The sequence below is a fragment of the Blautia sp. HCP3S3_B11 genome (assembly GCF_052064435.1).
Lineage (GTDB): Bacteria > Bacillota > Clostridia > Lachnospirales > Lachnospiraceae > Blautia_A.
In genome coordinates, this window is sequence record NZ_JBQHVP010000014.1 from 66,377 (window position 1) to 88,182 (window position 21,806).

The 21,806-nt window shown below is 38.7% G+C and carries 20 protein-coding genes; 17 read left to right on the forward strand and 3 right to left on the reverse strand.

The features are described 5' to 3' along the window. Positions 1-57 precede the first annotated feature (57 nt). The 4 genes from tpiA (at position 58) to ACTNC0_RS12275 (ending at position 3,614) form a co-directional block, all read left to right on the forward strand. Positions 58-807, forward strand: coding sequence for a triose-phosphate isomerase (gene tpiA, locus ACTNC0_RS12260; RefSeq protein ID WP_118508414.1), 750 nt, complete (start codon positions 58-60; stop codon positions 805-807). A 632-nt stretch (positions 808-1,439) separates the two neighbouring features. Next, a complete protein-coding gene (locus ACTNC0_RS12265; protein WP_441087594.1) occupies positions 1,440-1,823 on the forward strand; it encodes a hypothetical protein in 384 nt (127 codons plus the stop codon). Between the two features lie 92 nt (positions 1,824-1,915). Then, on the forward strand, positions 1,916-3,076 hold the full coding sequence (gene rlmD, locus ACTNC0_RS12270; protein WP_441087595.1) for a 23S rRNA (uracil(1939)-C(5))-methyltransferase RlmD: 1,161 nt from the start codon (positions 1,916-1,918) through the stop codon (positions 3,074-3,076). A gap of 64 nt (positions 3,077-3,140) precedes the next feature. Further along, positions 3,141-3,614: a GNAT family N-acetyltransferase gene (locus ACTNC0_RS12275; protein WP_441087596.1), complete on the forward strand. Its 474-nt coding sequence runs from the start codon at positions 3,141-3,143 to the stop codon at positions 3,612-3,614. A gap of 227 nt (positions 3,615-3,841) precedes the next feature. Here the strand turns inward: ACTNC0_RS12275 and ACTNC0_RS12280 are convergent, their stop codons facing one another. Beyond that, positions 3,842-5,269, reverse strand: coding sequence for an NAD(P)/FAD-dependent oxidoreductase (locus ACTNC0_RS12280; protein WP_441087597.1), 1,428 nt, complete (start codon positions 5,267-5,269; stop codon positions 3,842-3,844). Positions 5,270-5,471: 202 nt separating this feature from the next. After that, on the reverse strand, positions 5,472-5,663 hold the full coding sequence (locus tag ACTNC0_RS12285; protein ID WP_334295130.1) for a helix-turn-helix domain-containing protein: 192 nt from the start codon (positions 5,661-5,663) through the stop codon (positions 5,472-5,474). Positions 5,664-5,800: 137 nt separating this feature from the next. Here ACTNC0_RS12285 and ACTNC0_RS12290 point away from each other — a divergent pair, with 137 nt between their 5' ends. The 8 genes from ACTNC0_RS12290 to ACTNC0_RS12325 all read left to right on the forward strand — a co-directional run bounded on the left by ACTNC0_RS12290 (position 5,801) and on the right by ACTNC0_RS12325 (position 15,362). Further along, on the forward strand, positions 5,801-6,061 hold the full coding sequence (locus ACTNC0_RS12290; protein WP_441087598.1) for a hypothetical protein: 261 nt from the start codon (positions 5,801-5,803) through the stop codon (positions 6,059-6,061). 53 nt (positions 6,062-6,114) lie between these two features. Further along, positions 6,115-7,410, forward strand: a complete 1,296-nt coding sequence (locus tag ACTNC0_RS12295) for a homoserine dehydrogenase (RefSeq protein WP_441087599.1) — start codon at positions 6,115-6,117, stop codon at positions 7,408-7,410. A 313-nt stretch (positions 7,411-7,723) separates the two neighbouring features. After that, positions 7,724-9,265, forward strand: coding sequence for a 2,3-bisphosphoglycerate-independent phosphoglycerate mutase (gene gpmI / locus ACTNC0_RS12300; protein WP_441087600.1), 1,542 nt, complete (start codon positions 7,724-7,726; stop codon positions 9,263-9,265). Positions 9,266-9,502: 237 nt separating this feature from the next. Continuing rightward, entirely contained in the window at positions 9,503-10,843 is a 1,341-nt protein-coding gene (locus ACTNC0_RS12305) for an MATE family efflux transporter (protein ID WP_441087601.1), read from the forward strand. Positions 10,844-11,029: 186 nt separating this feature from the next. Continuing rightward, on the forward strand, positions 11,030-12,595 hold the full coding sequence (locus tag ACTNC0_RS12310) for a L,D-transpeptidase family protein (RefSeq protein WP_441087602.1): 1,566 nt from the start codon (positions 11,030-11,032) through the stop codon (positions 12,593-12,595). Between the two features lie 144 nt (positions 12,596-12,739). Beyond that, entirely contained in the window at positions 12,740-13,039 is a 300-nt protein-coding gene (locus tag ACTNC0_RS12315; protein ID WP_441087603.1) for a DUF3784 domain-containing protein, read from the forward strand. A gap of 251 nt (positions 13,040-13,290) precedes the next feature. After that, positions 13,291-14,349 carry an A/G-specific adenine glycosylase gene (gene mutY, locus ACTNC0_RS12320; RefSeq protein ID WP_441087604.1) on the forward strand — a complete coding sequence of 353 codons (1,059 nt, stop codon included), beginning with the start codon at positions 13,291-13,293 and terminating at the stop codon, positions 14,347-14,349. Next, positions 14,346-15,362 carry a glycosyltransferase family 2 protein gene (locus ACTNC0_RS12325; RefSeq protein WP_441087605.1) on the forward strand — a complete coding sequence of 339 codons (1,017 nt, stop codon included), beginning with the start codon at positions 14,346-14,348 and terminating at the stop codon, positions 15,360-15,362. The genes mutY and ACTNC0_RS12325 overlap by 4 nt, the downstream gene beginning before the upstream one ends. Before the next feature lie 172 nt (positions 15,363-15,534). Here the strand turns inward: ACTNC0_RS12325 and ACTNC0_RS12330 are convergent, their stop codons facing one another. Then, complete coding sequence (locus tag ACTNC0_RS12330; RefSeq protein ID WP_441087606.1) at positions 15,535-16,218, reverse strand: phosphatase PAP2 family protein; 684 nt, start codon at positions 16,216-16,218, stop codon at positions 15,535-15,537. A gap of 445 nt (positions 16,219-16,663) precedes the next feature. Between ACTNC0_RS12330 and ACTNC0_RS12335 the strand changes: the two genes are divergently transcribed. From ACTNC0_RS12335 to ACTNC0_RS12355, 5 genes are all read left to right on the forward strand, one after another. Then, positions 16,664-17,332: a response regulator transcription factor gene (locus ACTNC0_RS12335; protein ID WP_441087607.1), complete on the forward strand. Its 669-nt coding sequence runs from the start codon at positions 16,664-16,666 to the stop codon at positions 17,330-17,332. 127 nt (positions 17,333-17,459) lie between these two features. Then, positions 17,460-19,670 carry a DNA topoisomerase III gene (locus ACTNC0_RS12340; RefSeq protein WP_441087608.1) on the forward strand — a complete coding sequence of 737 codons (2,211 nt, stop codon included), beginning with the start codon at positions 17,460-17,462 and terminating at the stop codon, positions 19,668-19,670. A 136-nt stretch (positions 19,671-19,806) separates the two neighbouring features. Next, complete coding sequence (locus ACTNC0_RS12345; protein ID WP_441087609.1) at positions 19,807-20,184, forward strand: DUF6483 family protein; 378 nt, start codon at positions 19,807-19,809, stop codon at positions 20,182-20,184. A 123-nt stretch (positions 20,185-20,307) separates the two neighbouring features. Further along, on the forward strand, positions 20,308-20,976 hold the full coding sequence (locus ACTNC0_RS12350; protein ID WP_441087610.1) for a YkgJ family cysteine cluster protein: 669 nt from the start codon (positions 20,308-20,310) through the stop codon (positions 20,974-20,976). Between the two features lie 9 nt (positions 20,977-20,985). After that, positions 20,986-21,747 (forward strand): helix-turn-helix transcriptional regulator, encoded by a 762-nt coding sequence (locus tag ACTNC0_RS12355; protein ID WP_441087611.1) that lies wholly within the window; start codon positions 20,986-20,988, stop codon positions 21,745-21,747. Positions 21,748-21,806: the final 59 nt, after the last annotated feature.

Here is a 21,806-nt window from a genome sequence, read left to right on the forward strand (position 1 = left end):
AGAGAGACTGCCGGGCACATCCTACAGGGCAGTCTCATGTTAAGGAGATATAGAATCATGGCAAGAAAGAAAATTATCGCTGGTAACTGGAAAATGAACATGACACCAAGCGAAGCCGTTAAATTAGTAGAAACATTAAAACCTTTAGTAGTAAATGACGAAGTAGACGTAGTATTCTGCGTACCTGCAATCGACATTATCCCGGTTGTAGAGGCTGCTAAAGGAACAAACATCCAGGTTGGTGCTGAGAATATGTACTTTGAAGAGAAAGGTGCATACACAGGAGAAATCTCCCCTGCAATGCTCGTAGACGCTGGTGTTAAATACGTTGTTCTCGGACATTCCGAAAGAAGAGAATACTTCGGAGAAACAAATGAAGACGTTAACAAGAAAATCCTTAAAGCTTTCGAACATGGAATCACACCAATCATGTGCTGTGGCGAAACTCTTACTCAGAGAGAGCAGGGCGTGACAATGGATTTCATCCGTCAGCAGGTTAAAGTTGGTTTCCAGGGCGTTACAGCAGACCAGGCTAAGACAGCAGTTATCGCTTATGAGCCAATCTGGGCTATCGGAACAGGTAAAACAGCTACTACTGAGCAGGCTCAGGAAGTATGCGCTGGTATCCGTGCATGCATCGCTGAAATCTATGATGAAGCAACAGCAGAAGCAATCCGTATTCAGTACGGCGGATCTGTAAATCCTGCAACAGCTCCTGACTTATTCGTTCAGAACGATATCGATGGCGGCCTTGTTGGTGGAGCTTCCCTGAAAGCTGATTTCGGTAAGATTGTAAACTACAAATAAGAATAAAAATTTAAAACTGATTATAAATAGATAATCTTTGTGTCCAAACAGAAGACACCCTGTCCGCTTCAGTTGCCAGGGTGTCTGTTTTTATCTACTATTTAAACAAAAATAAAGAGCAGTTTTTGTAAAACTACTCTTTTCATCTTATAGTGTATTATTTTTTATCTGGTGTGAAAACATCTTTTGTACTTTGGAAAAATATCTTTTGCATTTTAGAGAATAAATCTTTTGTATCTCTTTAATCTGAATTTTAAATATTTATCTTTTGTATTTCTACTACCGATCCGTTGGTGCTTTCCAAATCTGTTTCTTTTGTACATACGAAGTATAGCATATTTTTCTACATTCGTCTACAGAATTCAACAGGAATCTGCTAAAAACATTTCGACAATAACTTCTATTATTCGACATTCTATTGAATGAATAAAGTCAGTACAGCCGGTTATGCCTGTATATTTAACGGTTATTTTACAAAAAACTGATAGTATAAGAACTATAAATATGATATTATAGTAATAATTTAGTTTATACTAAAAATGTTTTGAAAAAACATTCTAAATTGTTTGCGATAATGGAATTGCTGTAGATTTATATATCTTAGGGAGGGTGTATGGGAATAGCAACTAATAATGGTAGAAACGGAGGAGAGAAAAATAAAAAAAGAAATAGAGCAGATAAGAAATGAAATGAACAAAGACGAGTATTATCTTCATTGCCAATATGTGATGGGAATACTGGGTGTTAAGGTGAAGATCATCGGTGAACAGCTGGAAAGCAAATATAACCGGGAAGTTATACAGACTGTTACACAGAGAATCAAAACGCCGGAAAGCATATATGCGAAATTGGTTCGAAAGAATCTGAAACCGGATTTCGCAATCGCAAAGTCAAAATTAAATGATCTGATTGGAATCAGGATTGTCTGCCTTTTTGTGGATGATGTGTATGAAATCGCTAAAATGCTGAAGAATCAGAAAATGTTGAAATTGCGAAACAGAATTGAAGCTATCTGATTGCATGAACCTGTTTTCACTGTTATAATGTAAAAATATGTAGAAAACAGACAGTAAACAATAAGTGAAAATAGAAAGCAGGTCAGAGTTTCATGGAAGAAAAAATAAAAAAATGTAGTGTATCAAAAAAATGTGGAAGCTGCCAGTATCAGGGCATTCCTTATAAAGAACAGCTGGCAGCAAAGCAGAAGAAAATGGGCAAACTCCTGAAAAAATTTGGAAAAGTAAAACCAATTATCGGCATGGAGGATCCTTTTTATTATAGAAATAAAGTTCATGCAGTATTTGACAGAGACAGAAAAGGAAATATTATCTGCGGAACATATGAGGCGAAAACACATAAAGTAGTTTCTGTGGAAGATTGTATGATTGAAGATAAGATTAGTCAGGAGATTATTCGCACAATCCGCGATATGCTGAAATCTTTTAAAATAAAAACTTATGATGAGGATACGGGATATGGACTTTTACGCCATGTCCTGGTAAGAAGAGGATTTACAACAAATGAGATTATGGTAGTCCTCGTTGTAGGATCTCCGGTTTTCCCTTCAAAAAATAATTTTGTAAAAGCCCTGCGGAAAAAATATCCACAGATTGCTACAGTGGTATTAAACGTTAATGACAAGAAAACCAGTATGGTACTGGGTGAACGTGACATAGTCATTTATGGAAAAGGTTTTATCAGAGATACACTCTGTGGATGTTCTTTCCGCATCTCTCCGCAGTCCTTTTATCAGGTGAATCCTATGCAGACAGAAATTCTGTACAAGACAGCAATCGAATATGCGGGTCTGGGACGAAAGGAAACCGTAATCGATGCATATTGTGGAATTGGTACGATCGGATTGGTAGCAGCGAAAAGAGCGAAAAATGTTATTGGAGTAGAATTAAATCCGGATGCAGTCCATGATGCCAGAATCAATGCCAGAGAAAATAAGATTATCAATGCGCATTTTTACCAGGGTGATGCAGGGGAATTTATGGAAAAAATGGCAGAGAATGGAGAGTGTGCAGACGTTGTATTTATGGATCCACCACGTACGGGAAGTGATAAGAAGTTCATGTCTTCCGTAATTAAACTTGGACCGTCCAGAATCGTCTATATATCCTGTGGTCCGGAAACACTTGCCAGAGATTTGGAGTATCTTACAAAATATGGTTATGAAGTAAGAAAAATACAGCCTGTAGATATGTTCAGTTTTACAGATCACTGCGAAAATGTTTGTCTTTTGACAAAGAAATTCACAAAATAAATATTATAAATCCGATACATCATAAAGCATACTATAGGATACGAAGTAAAGGTGGGAGTAATTCATGGAAATAAGAAAAGCATCTATGCAAGATTTGAAACAGATTATGCATGTTTATAAAAACGCAAGGAAATTTATGCGTGAAAATGGAAATGAAGAACAATGGGGAGATGATTATCCTTCGACAGAATTGATAAGGGAAGATATAGATAAGATGTATCTTTGCATTTCAGAGGAACAGATTGCCTGTGTCTTCTACTATGCAGTAGAAGAGGATGAGGACTATAGAGAAATCAACGGGAAATGGTTAAATGAAAAGCCTTATGCAGTAGTTCACAGAGTGGCATCTGCAGGAATTGTAAAAGGTGCGGCATCTTACTGCCTCGACTGGGTGTATACTCAGTTCCCTAATATTCGAATGGACACGTATAAAGACAATATCCCCATGCAAAAACTGCTGGAAAAATGTGGATTTCAATGTTGTGGTTCATTTGAACGCCTGGGAACAGACAAATGGATGGCATATCATAAAGAATAAAAAGAAAACATAGATAAATAAAAAGACAGGATCATTTTGAACAGGATGTTTCTCTCCAGCTGATTTATAGTAAGGGCGGGAGATTTCCTCAAAATAATCCTGCTTTTTATTGAATCAGGTATGTTACGCCATCCTTTTTTAACCAAATCAAGGAAATTCCCTGCTTTAATTGCAGAAAGTAATAAGCAACAAGGGAGACTTACCTGTATATTTTTATTAGAGAAAAATTACATATTTTCAGTAATCTGGCGTGCTACATAAACACCGCTTGCAGAAGCGTGAGACAAGGAATGAGTTACGCCACTTCCGTCACCGATAATATATAATCCTTTGTATCTGCTTTCCAGATTTTCATCAATCTCAACTTCCATGTTATAGAATTTAACTTCCACACCATAAAGAAGAGTGTCGTCATTTGCTGTTCCCGGAGCGATTTTGTCCAGAGCATAGATCATCTCGATGATTCCATCAAGAATACGTTTTGGAAGAACGAGACTTAAATCGCCAGGAGTAGCTGCAAGAGTAGGACGTACCATACCTTCTTCGATACGTGCAACAGTACTTCTTCTTCCACGTACCAGATCGCCGAAACGCTGTACGATTACACCACCGCCAAGCATATTGGAAAGACGGGCGATACTTTCACCGTATCCGTTACTGTCCTTAAATGGCTCGGAGAAATGTTTAGCAACCAACAGTGCAAAGTTTGTATTCTCTGTCTGTTTGGAAGGATCTTCATAACTGTGACCGTTAGCAGTGACAATACCATTAGTGTTTTCATTTACAACGATACCGTAAGGATTCATGCAGAAAGTTCTTACATTATCTTCAAATTTCTCTGTTCTGTAAACAATTTTACTCTCGTAAAGTTCATCTGTCAGGTGGGAGAAAATAACAGCAGGAAGCTCTACGCGGACACCGAGATCCACGCGGTTAGATTTAGTAGGGATATCAAGATCTTTACAGACCTGTTCCATCCATTTACTTCCGCTTCTGCCGACAGATACGATACATTTACTGCAGTCAGTTGTGCAGTCTTTGGTAACGATACGATAACCGTTATCCAGAAGTTCCAAGCGCTCTACAGGAGTGTTGAAATAGAAATCTACATGTTCTTTTAATTTGGCATATAAATTTTCCAGAACTACATAGTTAATATCTGTTCCGAGATGACGAACGGAAGCATCCAGCAATTTTAATTTATTCTGCATGCAAAGTTTTTTAAATTTAGTTCCGGCAGTAGAATACATTTTTGTGTCCTGTCCGCCGTAGGCAACATTGATCTCATCTACATAACGCATGAGCTCAAGAGCTTCTTTCTTTCCGATATGCTCATAAAGAGTTCCGCCAAAATCATTGGTAATGTTGTATTTACCATCAGAGAATGCACCGGCACCGCCGAAACCGCTCATGATAGCGCAGGTCTTACATTTGATGCAGGTTTTTACCTTATTACCATCGATAGGGCAATGTCTTTTATCCAATGGATTTCCTTCTTCAAAAACAGCAATCTTGAGATTTTCATTCTGTTTCATCAATTCATAGGCAGAAAAAATGCCGCCAGGTCCGGCGCCAATGATTACTACGTCATATTTCATATATATTACAATCCTTTCACGTAATTTTCCTGAGCTCAGGTATGTTGGTTTGCGCATTACTTTACTCAATAAAAATATAACACAAATTGAGAGAAAAATCTTTTATTTTTTATGAATGATTTATAGATTAGATTTATAAATAAGGAAGAAAAATAAACATTCTATTAAGTCTTTCTTCTCTGCAATAAATCGATGTAGAACAAAATGTTCTTTGCGAATTCAGATACATAAACAGGAAATCTTATATTATAAATCTGAATTATTGTTCTTTGGATTCAGTCTCATCCGGAATATGTTCCACAATATCTCCAAAATCGCATTTGAGTATAGAGCATAAAATATCAAGACTGCGAATCTCTACATTTTCATTATGGCGGAGTTTATCCAGAAAAGAAGTACTGATGCCATAACGCGTATACAGAGCGTATTGACTGATTCCGCGCTCTTTCATAGTTTTCCATAATTTCCTATAACTTATCATATTGTAATAACCGTCCAATTTGTTCTTGATTACTATCTATTATCGGGTTAAAATGAAAGTTATAACAGTGTCATTATAACGACATTATGAGAGGAAAAATGATAACGATGAAATTAATAAAAAAGATAATGATGGGAAGCTGTATGGCTGTATTGTCAGTGGCAATGTATTATTGTTTTCTGAACGGAGCTCCGCGTCAGGGAACAGAGAGAATGTTTTACATGATTCTGGCAGGTATTTTCTGTGTTTCAGCCTGGACAGCAGTGATGATAACGATCTGGTATATAAATTGGCTTCGCAAAAAGAAAACAGAGCTCGAAAATATGGTGGAGATTTTGCTTAAAAACGCAGACAAACTTGACAAATAGCTGATTCTGCCCTAGTATAAAAACCAACGAATAAGAAAGGGGAATCCTGTGAAATGAGTGAAAAAGTCATCAAAGCCGCACTGTTAGGATTTGGAACAGTAGGAACAGGTGTATATAAGGTACTGAAGAATCAGGAAGAAGAAATGACAGCTAAAATTGGCTGTAAAGTTGAAATCAAGAAAATCCTTGTCAGAAATATAGAAAAAGCAGCAGCTAAACTTGAAGATACCTCTATGCTTACCAGTCAGTGGGACGAAATCGTAAATGATCCGGAGATTGAGATCGTTATTGAGCTGATCGGGGGAATCAACCCTGCCAGGGAATACATTCTCTCTGCGTTGAAAGCAGGAAAGCATGTAGTATCAGCAAACAAAGACCTGATCGCGGTTCATGGACATGAGCTTCTGGAAGCGGCACATGAGAATAAAGTAGACTTTTTATTTGAGGCAGCAGTAGCTGGAGGAATTCCGATTATCAGACCATTGAAACAGTGTCTGGCAGGAAACCATATGACAGAAGTTATGGGTATTGTGAACGGAACTACCAACTTTATTCTTACAAAGATGACTCAGGAAGGCATGGAATTTAAGGATGCCCTGGCTCTTGCCACAGAACTTGGATATGCGGAAGCCGACCCTACCGCAGATATTGAAGGCCTTGATGCCGGACGTAAGGTAGCAATTCTTGCTTCCGTAGCATTTAATTCACGTGTCGTATTCAATGATGTTTATACAGAAGGAATTGCCAAGATTACTTCTAAGGATATTAATTATGCAAAAGAAATGGGACGTGATATCAAGCTTCTCGGTGTTGCCAGAAATGAAGAGGATGGAATCGAAGCCTATGTATGCCCGATGCTGATTCCAAGTTCTCATCCGCTTGCAACTGTAAATGATTCATACAATGCTGTATTTGTTCATGGAGATGCAGTAGAAGATGCCATGTTCTTCGGAAGAGGAGCAGGAGAACTTCCTACAGCAAGTGCGGTAGTAGGTGACGTATTTGACATTGTAAGAAATATCCTGATCAGCTGCTGTGGCAGAATCGGATGCACCTGTTATAAAGAGATTCCGGTTAAGAAGATGGAAGATACACATAACCGATACTTTATCCGCCTTAAAGTAGAAGACCGCTGTGGTGTTCTGGCCGAAATGACGGCAATATTTGCAAAATATCAGGTAAGTGTGGCACAGATTATTCAGAAGGATACCAAAGTAGAAGGCTGTGCGGAAGTAGTTGTGATCACTGAAAAAGTAAGAGAAGGTGACTTCAGAACTGCAATTGAGGAACTGAGAAACAGAGATTCTGTAAGAAAGATTTCTACAATCATTCGTGTTTACGGAAAATAAGATATCGTTTATTGCTATAAACTGCGAAGTACTTATTCAATGCAGAGATGCGCAAAAAAGCAGATGATGAATATCCGCTTAATAAGTTGATAAAACGAAATTAAACAAAGAAGCCAAATACATAAAAAAAAGAATTGAAAAATCCTGAAATTTTGATACTATATAAAGAGGGCACAAAAGCGTGTTATCAGGCATGCAATGAACGATAAAGTGCGTCTGTATATAAAAATTACAGTTGCTGTATGCTAAAATGTACGGTTGTGTACAGTTACATACAGCAATCAATAATGAACACATATAAAAGGAGAACATTATGAGCAAAAAACCAACCGTATTAATGATTCTTGATGGATATGGCCTGAATGACAAAAAAGAAGGCAATGCTGTATATATGGCAAAGACTCCTGTTATGGACAAGCTGATGGCAGAATATCCTTTTGTAAAAGGTAATGCAAGCGGACTTGCAGTAGGTCTTCCAGATGGACAGATGGGTAACTCTGAAGTAGGTCATATGAACATGGGTGCAGGCCGTATCGTATATCAGGAACTTACAAGAATCACAAAAGAGATCCAGGATGGTGATTTCTTTAAGAACGAAGCACTTCTTGCGGCAATGAAGAATGCAAAAGAGAACAATTCTGCTGTACATTTTATGGGACTTCTTTCTGATGGTGGTGTACACAGCCACAATACACATCTCTATGGATTACTTGAGATGGCTAAGAAAGAGGGTGTTGAGAAAGTTTATGTACACTGCTTTCTTGACGGACGTGATACACCTCCTGCATCAGGTAAAGAGTTTGTAGAGGCTCTGGAAGCTGAGATGAAGAAAATCGGTGTAGGTGAGATTGCAACCGTTTCCGGCCGTTACTATGCAATGGACCGCGATAACCGCTGGGATCGTGTAGAGCTTGCATACAATGCTCTTACATCTGGAGAAGGTGTAAAAGGAACTGACGCTGCAGCAGCAGTTCAGGCATCCTATGACAATGACAAAACAGATGAATTCGTTCTTCCTACAGTAATTGAGAAAGACGGACAGCCAACAGGTGTTGTATCTGATAAAGACTCTGTTGTATTCTTTAACTTCCGTCCTGACCGTGCTCGTGAGATCACAAGAGCATTCTGCGATGATGATTTCCAGGGATTTGAGAGAAAAGCAAGACCACATGTTACATTCGTATGCTTCACAGAGTATGATGATACAATCCAGAACAAACTGGTTGCATTCCACAAAGTTCAGCTTCATAACACATTTGGAGAATACCTTGCAGCACACAATATGACTCAGGCACGTATCGCTGAGACAGAGAAGTATGCACATGTTACATTCTTCTTTAACGGCGGTGTAGAAGAGCCGAATAAAGGTGAGGATAGAATCCTTGTGAAATCCCCGAAGGTTGCAACTTATGACCTTCAGCCTGAGATGAGCGCACCACAGGTTTGTGAGAAACTGGTAGAGGCTATCAAATCTGATAAATATGATGTGATCGTGATCAACTTTGCTAACCCTGATATGGTTGGACATACAGGCGTACAGGAAGCAGCTGTGAAAGCAGTAGAAACAGTTGATGAATGTGTTGGTAAAGCAGTTGAAGCACTGAAAGAGGTTGATGGACAGATGTTTATCTGCGCTGACCATGGAAACGCAGAGCAGCTTATCGACTATGAGACAGGTGCTCCGTGGACTGCACATACAACAAACCCTGTTCCATTCATTCTTGTAAACGCTGATCCGAAATACACACTGCGTGAGGATGGATGCCTTGCAGATATCGTTCCTACACTCATTCAGCTTATGGGAATGGAACAGCCGGCAGAAATGACAGGCAAATCTCTTCTTGTAGAGAAATAAAAAATTTCAGGGTGAAGAGGGCAACATGACTCTGATAAAAAATAATTCGTGAATATAACGAAAAAGACCTCCGTTTGACCGGGGGTCTTTTTGTGATTATGTAGAAAATTACAGAATTGGAAAACATATCTTGAAATGGTAAAATTTTTCAACTATAATCGCTCCGATATCTGATAAACGATCAGGTAAAAGACAGGAAAAAACTAATTTTAAGAAAGGACTGGAGGGTTTATTGGAATGCAGACAGACATGACAGTTGGGAAACCAATGAAGATGATACTTGATTTTACGATACCTGTATTTATAGGTAATGTATTCCAGCAGTTTTACAACATGGCAGATGCCATAATCGTGGGGAAATTTGTAGGAACAAAAGGATTGGCAGCAGTAGGTTCTACGGGAACGATCATGTTCCTCATCATAGGATTTCTTACAGGACTGACAGCCGGGTTTACGGTTCTCACTTCACAGAAATTCGGTGCGGGAAAGATGGATGAGATGCGGCAGTCTGTGGGAAATGCGGCGTTGTTATCCATCATTATTTCAGTTATTATGACGGTAGTCAGTATGTTGGGAATGCACTCATTATTGACGCTGATGCATACGCCGGAGGATATTTTTAAGGATGCATATACATATATCATGATTATTTGTGGTGGTATTTTTGCTCAGGTATTATATAACATTCAGGCAAGTATCCTGAGAGCATTGGGTAACAGTAAAACACCATTGTATTTTCTGATACTTGCGGCACTTTTGAATGTGGCACTTGATTTAATATTCATTATTGCGTTCCATATGGGTGTGGCAGGTGCCGCATGGGCTACGATCACTGCGCAGGGAGTATCCGGGTTGCTTTGTCTGGTTTATATTATAAAATGTGTGCCGGAATTAAGGCTAAAGAGAGATGACTGGAGATTACGCTCTGGAATTGCCAGGAACGAAATTCTTGTCGGTATTCCTATGGGACTTCAGTATTCTATTACAGCAATCGGAACGATGATGGTTCAGTCTGCATTAAATATTCTTGGCTCTTATGCGGTAGCCGCATTTACCGCAGGAAATAAGATTGAAAATATCTTTACCCAGGCATATGTTGCAATCGGTACAACGATGGCTACATACAATGCACAGAATATCGGTGCACGTAAACTTGACAGAGTCAGACAGGGATTTAACTGTGCACATATTATCGGAATTATTTATGCGATTGTGACCGGCGTGATCATATTTTTCTTTGGAAAATATCTCTCATACCTGTTTATTTCAGATAATGCAGCAGAAGTTATTCCGATGGTCGATATTTATGTCAAATGTGTGGCTGTATTTTTCATTCCTTTGCACTTTGTCAATGCATTGCGAAACGGTATTCAGGGTATGGGATATGGACTGCTCCCTATGCTGGCAGGTGTAGCTGAGCTTGCAGGTCGTGGAATCACTGCGATGGTTGCGGCAGCACATAAGAGCTATTTTGGTGCATGTATGGCCAGTCCGATGGCATGGGTATTGGCAGGAGGACTGCTCATCATTATGTATTTCTATGTCATGAAAGACATGAAACGCAGACTTGGTTTATAGGATTGTTTAGAAAAAAATTAAAAAAATTTAAGAAAAAAGTGAATAGTACATGCAAACTGGAAGAATTATGTTATAATGAGAAAGCTGATACAGGCAAGTTATAGATTACTGTTTAAAAGTTCTGTTTCGGATGCTGTATTTTCCAAAATAAAATGAACTGTAATACTTATATTGAGGAGAAAATAGATGGGCAACAAAGAGGAAAGAAGTAACAAAGCCTCGGATGGCAATGTAGAAACAACAGGCAGACATCGTAAATCTGCAAGGCCGGGAAAAATCACTTATGTACCGATTAATGATGAAGATCTTGCACCTTATGAACCGCCTGTCAGGAAGAAGCATAAAGCTTTAAAAATAACAGGAATTACTGCTGCAATGATCCTGGTAAGTGTAGGTGCTGCATATGCGGGCATGTCATACTATTATTCAGATAAGTTTTTTGAGGGAACCTCAATCAATGGAATTAACTGTTCCGGAAAAACTGCTTATGAGGCAGAACAGTTAATTGCAAAGACAGTGGAGAATTATTCCATAGAAGTTGACTCAAGAAATCTGGATCCGCAGACGATAAGCGGAGATCAGATTGGATATAGCTATGTTTCCGATGGAAGTGTATTGAAACTTCTAAAAGATCAGAAACCATACGAATGGATTCGTGGCTTATTTGAAAAAAAGAGCTACACAACAGCAGAGAATACGACATATGATAAAGAAAAACTGAAAGAACAGGTCAGGGAGCTTAACTGTGCGCAGGAAGAGAATCAGGTTGCGCCTGAGAATGCATATGTCGCATATGGAGATTCTCAGTTTGAAATTGTTCCTGAGACAAAGGGAAGCGAATTAAACCTTCGGGAAGCCTATAATGCACTTTCAGAAGCTGTTTCCGGGAATGAGGCATCTGTTGATTTTGACAGCAATCCTGACGTATACGTAAAGGCAGATGTGACGAGCGATGATCCGGATCTGCAGGCATCCCTTGATGCATGCAATAATTTCACGAAAGCAAATATTACCTACACTTTCGGGGATGAGACGGTGACCCTGGATGGAAATACAGTAAAAGACTGGCTGAATTTTGACGAAAAAGGTCAGCTTATTATGGATGATGCATCTTTCCAGCAGCATATTGCAGATTACGTGGCTCAGCTTGCTGCGGCGCATGATACAGTGGGCACAGAGAGAGAGTTCCAGACAACAAGCGGACGAACAGTCAGCGTCTATGGCTCTGCATATGGATGGCAGATAGACCAGGCTTCCGAGGTGGCAGAACTGACACAGGAGATTCAGTCAGGAATACAGACTACCAGAGAACCGGTATATTCTATGACAGCGAATGCACATGGTTATAATGATATTGGAAATACTTACATTGAAGTTGATCTGAGCGAACAGCATATGTACTATTATCAGAATGGAGAGGATATTTTTGAATCTGATATTGTTTCCGGTGATATGAGATACGCTGACCGTCAGACTCCAGCAGGTATTTATACACTTTATTATAAAAAGAGTCCTGATGTGCTCAGAGGTAAACAGCTTGCAAATGGTAAATATGAATATGAGGCGAAAGTAAATTACTGGATGCCGTTTAATGGTGGCATCGGATTCCATGATGCAAACTGGCAGCCATATTTTGGCGGTGACCGCTTTATGGAAGGTGGTTCACATGGATGTATCAATATGCCTCCGGATAAAGCGGCAGAACTTTATAATATCATTGATTATAATGTGCCGATCGTATGTTTCTATTGATAATATTTTCGGGGCTGTTGTGAGAAGCAATAGTCCCGGATTTTTATAAAAAGAAAATGGTTCTCCAGATTAGAGTATGTTTGAAAAAACAGTCATTTCAGCAATTAGCATGTTCTGGGGCTGGAGACGGAAGGGAGATTATTTATGGGTAATATGGATTCTTTGGATCTGATATTGACAGTAGCTGCTTTTATAGTTGGCATAATGCTTCTGACAGGACATGGAGACATTTTTATGAAAGGTGGAAATGCAGATGTCCGTAAGAAACTATATGATGAGAAAAAGATGGCAAAGGGATGTGGAATAGCACTTATTCTGATTGGTGTTATTTCAGCGGTAGATATGTTTACTACAGCACTGGTCTTTAAAATTGCATACATAGTGGTATTGTTAATCATTATTATCGGTCTTTTGTATTTCTTAAGAGTAAAATGTAAGAAATAAACGAAGTTATGAACATGTAACTTTTGGCAGAAGAGCGAATAATTCAGTGGTTGTACATATTTAACAAATATAAAAGGAATCGCTTTATAACCGGTTTGCATCGTGCCGGCTCAAATGCGGTTCTTTTTATGTATTAGCGTTCTGGAGAATTTTATGATAAGATAAATGAGGCTATTGTTCATATACAACATTATTGAGAATGTGCTGAACAATAATGAAATGAGATAATGAAAGGTGAAACTTATTAAATTATGCTTGAAGAAATTGTATCTCCTCTGGTAAAATGGTACAGAGAAAATAAAAGAATTCTGCCATGGAGAGATAAGAATAATGCTTATTATACGTGGGTATCAGAAATTATGCTTCAACAAACCCGGGTGGAAGCAGTAAAGCCATACTTCCAGAGATTTATCACAGAACTTCCGGATATAGAAGCTCTGGCAGAGTGTCCGGGGGAGAAGCTTCTGAAGCTATGGGAAGGATTGGGATATTACAATCGCGTCCGAAATATGCAGGAAGCAGCTCATACTGTAAAAAATGAATATAATGGCAGATTGCCTGAAGACTATCAGGCACTTTTGTCGTTAAAGGGAATAGGAAGTTATACAGCCGGTGCTATCGCTTCTATTGCATATGGGATTGCAGTTCCGGCAGTAGACGGAAATGTACTTCGTGTAATTTCCAGAATTACAGAGAGTACGGAAGATATCAGCAAACAATCTGTCCGTAAGAAAATAGAGCAGCAGTTACAGCAGATCATGCCGTCAGAATGCCCGGGAGATTTTAATCAGGCATTGATGGAACTTGGTGCGGTAGTATGTGTCCCGAATGGTCAGGCAAAGTGTGAAGAATGTCCTGTTGCATCTGCCTGTCTGGCATGTAAACATGACAAGGTAGAGGGTATTCCTGTAAAAGCCCCTAAGAAAGCCAGAACTCTGGAAGATAAAACAGTATTTATCATTCAGGATGGAGAATGTACAGCTATCAGAAAAAGACCGGAAAAAGGACTTTTGGCAGGCTTATATGAATTGCCAAATGTTATGGGACATCTGGAAAGGAAAGAAGCCCTTTCCTATGTAGAGAGTCTTGGACTTGATCCTTTATATATAGAGAAACTTCCACCTGCGAAACATATTTTTTCCCACATTGAGTGGAGAATGCAGGCATACAGGATAAAGGTGTCATCTCTGAAAAAAACACAGGACAAAGAGATTATTTTTGCAAATAAGAAACAGTCAGGTAAACAATACGCGATTCCATCTGCTTTTGGAGCGTATGCAAAATATATCAAGGAGGATACAACAAGATGAAACTGTTAAGTATTGCGATTCCATGCTATAATTCTCAGGATTATATGGAAAAATGTATAGAGTCATTAATAGTAGGCGGAGAGGAAGTAGAGATTCTGGTAGTAGATGACGGATCTTCGGACAGAACTGCAGAGATTGCAGATGCCTATGCGACGAAATATCCTACGATCATAAAGGCTATCCATCAGGAGAATGGTGGACATGGAGAAGCTGTCAATGCAGGAATCAGAAACGCGACAGGTTTATATTTTAAAGTAGTAGACAGTGATGACTGGGTAAATAAAGAAGCGTATATTAAGATTCTGGAAACCTTATACGAGTTACTAAGAGGACCGCAGACAGTCGATCTTCTGATCAGCAATTTCGTATATGAGAAACAGGGAACAACACATAAAAAAGTAATGCAGTACCGCAGATGTCTTCCACAGGACAGAGTATTCGGATGGGAAGAAGTAAAACATATGCCGAAAGGAAAATATCTCCTGATGCATTCCATGATCTACCGTACCAAATTGCTTCATGAGTGCGGACTGGAATTACCGAAGCATACATTCTATGTAGATAATCTGTTTGCATTTGAGCCGCTTCCATATGTTAAGAACCTGTATTATCTGGACGTTAATTTCTACCGCTACTTTATCGGCAGAGATGACCAATCCGTAAACGAGAAAGTAATGATCAAACGAATTGACCAGCAGATCCGTGTAAATAAGCTGATGGTAGACGCATATATTAATTGCGGAAATACCAATAAACGCCTGAAAGAGTATATGTTCAGTTATCTGGATATCATAACAACGATTTCTTCTATCATGCTGATACGTGCTAATACAGAGGAATCTCTGCAGAAGAAGAAAGAACTTCTGGAATATATTAAAACGCAGAACAAACTGGTATACAGAAAATTACGCCACAGTCTTTTTGGAAGAGTAATGAACCTGCCTGGAAAGGGTGGAAGAAAGATGTCAGTGGCAGCCTATAAGATCAGCCAGAAATTCTATGGATTTAATTAATTGAAATTGGGTTAAAAATAGACAGGAAACATCTGATATTTTGATTGTACAGAGTTTTTACATGTAAAGGAATGGATGAAAGATGATAAAAAAGAACTTATGTTAGGAAACATCTTATGTTTTCTAAAAAAGTTCTTTTTGTTTTATCAAAATCTATTTCAAGAAGGTAATTTTAATTTTCACTTTTTTTTCGTCTGGCTTCTCCAAAGTAAGATGCTCTGGAAGAAATGGCGGCTTTTCTCGGATAAAAAACCAAAAATCCAAATAAGACAAGAGTTGCACCCACACATACATCAATCACTGAATGCTGTTTCAGGAACATGGTTGACATGATGATCAATGCGGTAAGGGCAAAGGAAGCAGCCTTTACTATTTTCTTATCACGAAGTGCCTCACAGTTTGTAAGAGACATATGTATCGCAAGAGAGTTAAAAACATGAATACTTGGAAGAATATTTGTAGGAGTGTCTGTGCTGTACAGCCATTTCACTACATCTGTAAAAATATTATCCCTTGGGAACTCTGTTGGACGTAAATGCTGTGCATTTGGATAAACGTAAGAAACAATCAGGAAAACAGTCATTCCCATCATAAGGTTAAATGCCAGCTGGTAGTATTCATGTTTGTTCTTATTAAAAAATATAAAATAGATTACAGCCAGAAACATGTACGGAAACCATAACAGATAAGGTATGATAAAGACCTCACAAAATGGTATCCAGTCATCGAAAACCGTATGTACGATATGATAGCTGTGAACCGGACGATGTTCCAGATAACTGAACATCAAAATATAAATAATACTGTAAATACCAATCACAAAGCCATGTCGGTATTTTTCAATAAGACGTTTCACAATGTCACCTTCTTTATATAATCTGTTTAATACTGTATTACTGTTCATTTCGTTTACAGAAACATTCTATATTCTTTCTTTCACTATCATAACATCTTCATACTTCTTTTACAAATAAATTTTCTCATAAAGTATATAAAAATTTTATTAAAAAATGCAGGATGAAAAGTAATATATTTTAAGTACTGTTCACTGGTAATATCCCGCGAGGTGTTTTTTGTGGGCGAAGGACACAGAAAACCAAGACATACCGCGCGAATTTATACGATTAGTATAAATTCTGTGCATCGCGAAGTGTGTTGCCTGGCATGTAGTGAACGGTAACATATTTTACAAAGTTTTAACATAAAGCAGGACAAAGATTTTACGGCACACGATTATACTGAGATTAATCAAATCAGAAATTTACCTGATTCAGAAAATAATAGTAAATGGAGAACAAAAAATGATATATTTGGTGGAAGATGACGAGAGTATTCGTGAACTGGTGATTTATACATTAAAAAGTCAGGGTTTTGAGGCAAAAGGTTTTGAGAGACCTTCCCTTTTCTGGAAAGCACTGGAAAAAGAACAGCCCGCATTGTTGCTTTTGGATGTAATGCTCCCGGAGGAAGACGGTATTTCCATATTAAAGAAATTGCGTGTACGTCTGGATACACGTAAACTTCCGATTATTATGCTGACTGCAAAAAGCAGTGAATATGATACAGTAGTAGGTCTGGACAGCGGTGCAGATGATTATATCCCGAAACCATTTCGAATGATGGAACTGATCTCAAGGATTCGTGCATTACTTAGAAGAACAGAAGATGACGGTGCAGAAGAATATCAGATTGGAAATCTCTATGTCTGCCCTGCCAGACATATTGCGACGGTAGATAAACAGAATGTGAATCTAACGTTGAAAGAATACGAAGTACTATGTCTGCTCCTGAAAAACAGTGGAACCGTTCTTTCCAGAACACAGCTCTTAAATCAGGTATGGGGATATGAATTTGACGGAGAAAGCAGAACCGTTGATGTACATATCAGAACACTGAGACAGAAACTGGGAACTGCAGGAGAACTGGTGGAAACTGTGCGTGGAGTAGGATACAAAATTGATATGAAATAAAATTTAGATAATAAGAACTGGAATCATATATTTATCTATGCTATACTCTATATAAAAGAAAAATCAGCGGTCAGGGACATCAAAATCCCTGACTGTAGATTTTTATAAGGAGAATAAAAATTATTTTATGAAATCATTAGTAATAGCAGAGAAACCTTCTGTAGCCAGAGATATTGCCCGGGTGCTTCGCTGTAATCAGAAAGGCAATGGAACGCTGGAAGGAAAAGAGTATGTGGTTACCTGGGCACTGGGACATCTGGTTACCCTTGCTGAACCGGAAGAATACGACAAAAAGTATACAAAATGGGAGATGTCCACACTTCCCATGATGCCGGATCGAATGAAACTGGTTGTGATTCGACAGACCGGTAAACAGTACAATGCAGTGAAAACACAGCTTTACAGGAAAGATATCAAAGATATTATCATAGCCACAGATGCTGGAAGAGAAGGAGAACTGGTAGCACGATGGATTCTTGACAAATCAGACTGCCACAAACCAATCCGCAGATTGTGGATTTCTTCAGTTACAGATAAAGCTATCAAAGAAGGCTTTACAAATCTGAAAAACGGACATGAGTACGATAATCTGTACAGAGCGGCAGTAGCGAGGGCAGAAGCAGACTGGCTTGTGGGAATGAATGGAACCAGAGCACTGACATGTAAGTATAATGCTCAGCTATCCTGTGGACGTGTGCAGACTCCTACACTTGCCATGATTGCAAAAAGGGAGGAAGAGATCCGTTCATTTAGACCAAAAGAATATTATGGCCTTTCTGTAAAAGCAGGAGATGTTATCTGGACGTGGAAAGAACCGAAGAGTAAAAGCTTCAGAACTTTTAATAAAGAGAGAGTGGAAGAAATTTCCGCTGCAGTCCGTAATCATACACTGGAAATCTCTTCTGTGACCAGCAAAGAGAAGAAAACATATGCTCCGGGCTTATATGACCTGACTACGTTACAGAGGGAAGCAAATCAGAGATATGGGTATTCGGCAAAACAGACCTTAAACATTATGCAGCGTCTGTATGAGAATCATAAAGTTCTTACTTACCCAAGAACAGATTCCAGATATATTGGTAAAGACATTGTGCCTACGATCAAAGAAAGACTGAAGGCATGTGCAGTCGGTCCATACAGAAAGCTGACAGTTCTATTGCTGAATCAGCCTATTCGTGCCAATGGAAATTTTGTGGACGATAAAAAGGTTAGTGATCATCATGCAATTATCCCTACGGAGCAGTTTGTGCAGCTTGACCATATGACAAATGAAGAACGTAAGATTTATGATATGGTTGTCCGCAGATTCTTAAGTGTACTTTATCCGCCATTTATTTATGAACAGGTAAGTATGGAAGGATTGGCAGCAGGAGAATTCTTTGCCGCCAGTGGTAAAGTTGTAAAAAGTACAGGATGGAAAGAAGTGTACGAAAATACGGACGCAGATACAGAAGAGGAAGACGCAGATATGTCGGACAACTCTCAGAAACTGAAAGATCAGAAACTTCCGCAGATGAAAAAGGGCGAGAAACTGCGTATAGAGAATGTGTCTGTAAATACAGGAAAAACAAAACCACCTGCAAGATTTACAGAAGCAACCCTGCTTGCAGCTATGGAGAATCCGGTACGCTTTATGGAAAGCCATGATGCGAAAGCGGTAAAGACTCTCGGTGAGACCGGTGGCCTTGGAACTGTTGCAACGAGAGCTGATATTATTGAGAAGCTGTTTAACAGTTTCATGATGGAGAAAAAAGGAAAAGAAGTATATCTGACTTCTAAAGCAAAACAGCTTCTGGAATTGGTACCTGAGGAACTTCGCAAGCCGGAGCTGACAGCAGACTGGGAGATGAAACTTGGAAATATTGCCAAAGGTAAAATGAAACAGGAGACATTCCTGAAAGAAATCAGAAACTATACCTGCGATATCGTGGATGAGATTAAAACCGGACAGGGAACGTTCCACCATGATAATCTCACAAATAAAATCTGTCCGAACTGTGGCAAGAAACTTCTTGCTGTGAATGGAAAAAATGCAAAGATGCTGGTATGTCAGGACAGGGAATGTGGATACAAAGAAACGGTTTCCAGGACCACCAACGCCCGTTGTCCGAAATGTCATAAACGTATGGAAATGTACATAAAGGGCAAAGAAGAGACATTTATCTGCGTCTGCGGATATAAAGAAAAACTCTCCGCTTTTCAGGCAAGACGGGAAAAGGAAGGTGCAGGAGTTAATAAGCGCGATGTCCGGAAATATATGAGGCAACAGCAAAAAGAAGCAAAAGAGCCGGTAAATAATGCATTTGCGCAGGCACTTGCAGGGCTGAAATTGAATTAAAATAATAATCAAAGTTCTCGGATACGGACATGAAACAGGATGTGGGTTTGTATCCGAATGTGAAGTATCTGAACGGGATATAGGTATAAAATAAAAACAAAATTATAGATTGCAAAAGTGAAAGGATGAAACAGACATGGCAGTACAGGACGACCACATGATAAGAAACATTCAGGATGTAGGAAGATTAATTGCAAAGCTTCTGCTTCATGAACGGCAGCCAAATTATACATTACCTGAAAATGAAGCAGATTATACGGATGCAGATAAACTTTTTGTAACTGTTATGAAACTTGCAGAAGAAGGTAAGATCAACGAAGCAGAAAATGAATTGTATGAGGGTATAGTAGAGGATGATGTAGATTATCTGGAATTGGCATTGACCTTTTATCTGTACCTGAACGATATGGACGGAGATTTCCTGGATGACAACGGATATTCCAGAGAAGAAGTGCTTGAGGGAATGAAAGACCTTGCCTCCGACTGGGGTGTCAGTGGTCTGGAAGCATTTTAACTGAATCAAATTTACTATTTTCCTTATAAAACAATAAACGATAGAGTATGAATTTTCGCTTTATTGACTATAGAGGGAAAAGAAATAAAATAGCTATTTGCGTGAAAGGAAAAAGCATAAATTATGCGCAGAGAACAGACACTGGAAGAAATTTCAGATGGAAAATTATACGATTCGAATGACATGGTAAAAGCAGACTGCCATGATTGTGAGGGATGTTGTGACTGCTGTCAGGGAATGGGGGATTCGGTGGTCTTAGACCCATTTGATGTACACAGATTGTCAATCGGTTTGAAGAGACCAGTTGAGCAGCTTTTGCAGGACTGCCTGGAACTGGGAGTAACAGATGGTAATATTCTCCCACATCTTCGGATGGCAGGAGAGAAAGAACAGTGTGTATTTCTTAACAGTCAGGGCCGTTGCAGTATCCACGGCATAAGACCGGGATTTTGCAGATTATTTCCGTTGGGGAGGTTCTATGAAGATGGTGGATTTAAATATATTCTCCAGATTCATGAGTGTCCAAAAACAAACCGAAGCAAAATCAAAGTAAAAAAATGGATTGATACACCGGACCTGAAGAATTACGAAAAATTCGTTAATGACTGGCATTATTTTTTGCTGGATGTGCAGGAGGTAATATATAATTCAGAGGATTCAGATTTAATCAGAAATCTGAATCTCTTCGTAGTAAACAGTTTTTATATGAAACCTTATGACCAGAATCAGGATTTTTATATTCAATTTTATGAGAGACTGAAAGAAGGAAAAGATTTACTGACATTGGCATAGGAGAAATAAATGAGTTATCAGAATGAATGGCTTCTTTTCGAAGCAGAAGATGAATTTGATGAAATTGAGCATAGAGAACCTACTGAAGAATTTCTATTTTATCGTGCGGTTGCAAGTGGCGACATAGAGGCAGTTAAGAAAAACTGTGAGCAGGAAAGATTTACAGAATGCGAGGGAGTAGGAATATTGTCCCAAAACGCAGTCACCAATATGAAATATCATTTTGTTATTACAACTGCGATGATAACCAGACTTTGTAAGCAAAATGGAATGGAGATGGAACAGGCTTTTCGTCTGAGTGATTTTTATATTCAGAAGTTGGATGACATCCATACTGTAGAAGAAGTGCAGAATCTTCATGATGAAATGGTGATGGATTATACTGAAAAAATGAGAAGGTATTTTAGAGATAATACATACTCCAAGCATATTAACGCGAGTAAAGAATATATTTATTCCCATATCAAAGAACGTATTACAATAGAAGATCTTGCAGATGCGTTAGGAGTATCAGCAAGCTATCTTTCCAGACTATTTAAAAAGGAAATCGGAATATCGGTCAGTGCTTATATTCGCAGACAGAAAATAGAAATGGCAAAGAATCTTTTACAGTACAGTGATTATTCTGTTATTGAAATTGCAAATCGCCTTTCTTTTTCTTCACAGAGTCACTTTATCCAGCAGTTTCGAGAAGTTGTAGGCATGACGCCTGGTAAATACAGGGATGAACATTATATGGTTCACTGGGATATAGAAAAAGAAATACAGTAATTACAGAATAATTTTCTAAGGTAAGTCCTCCACTGCATTAATTGTTAAAAGCAGTGGGG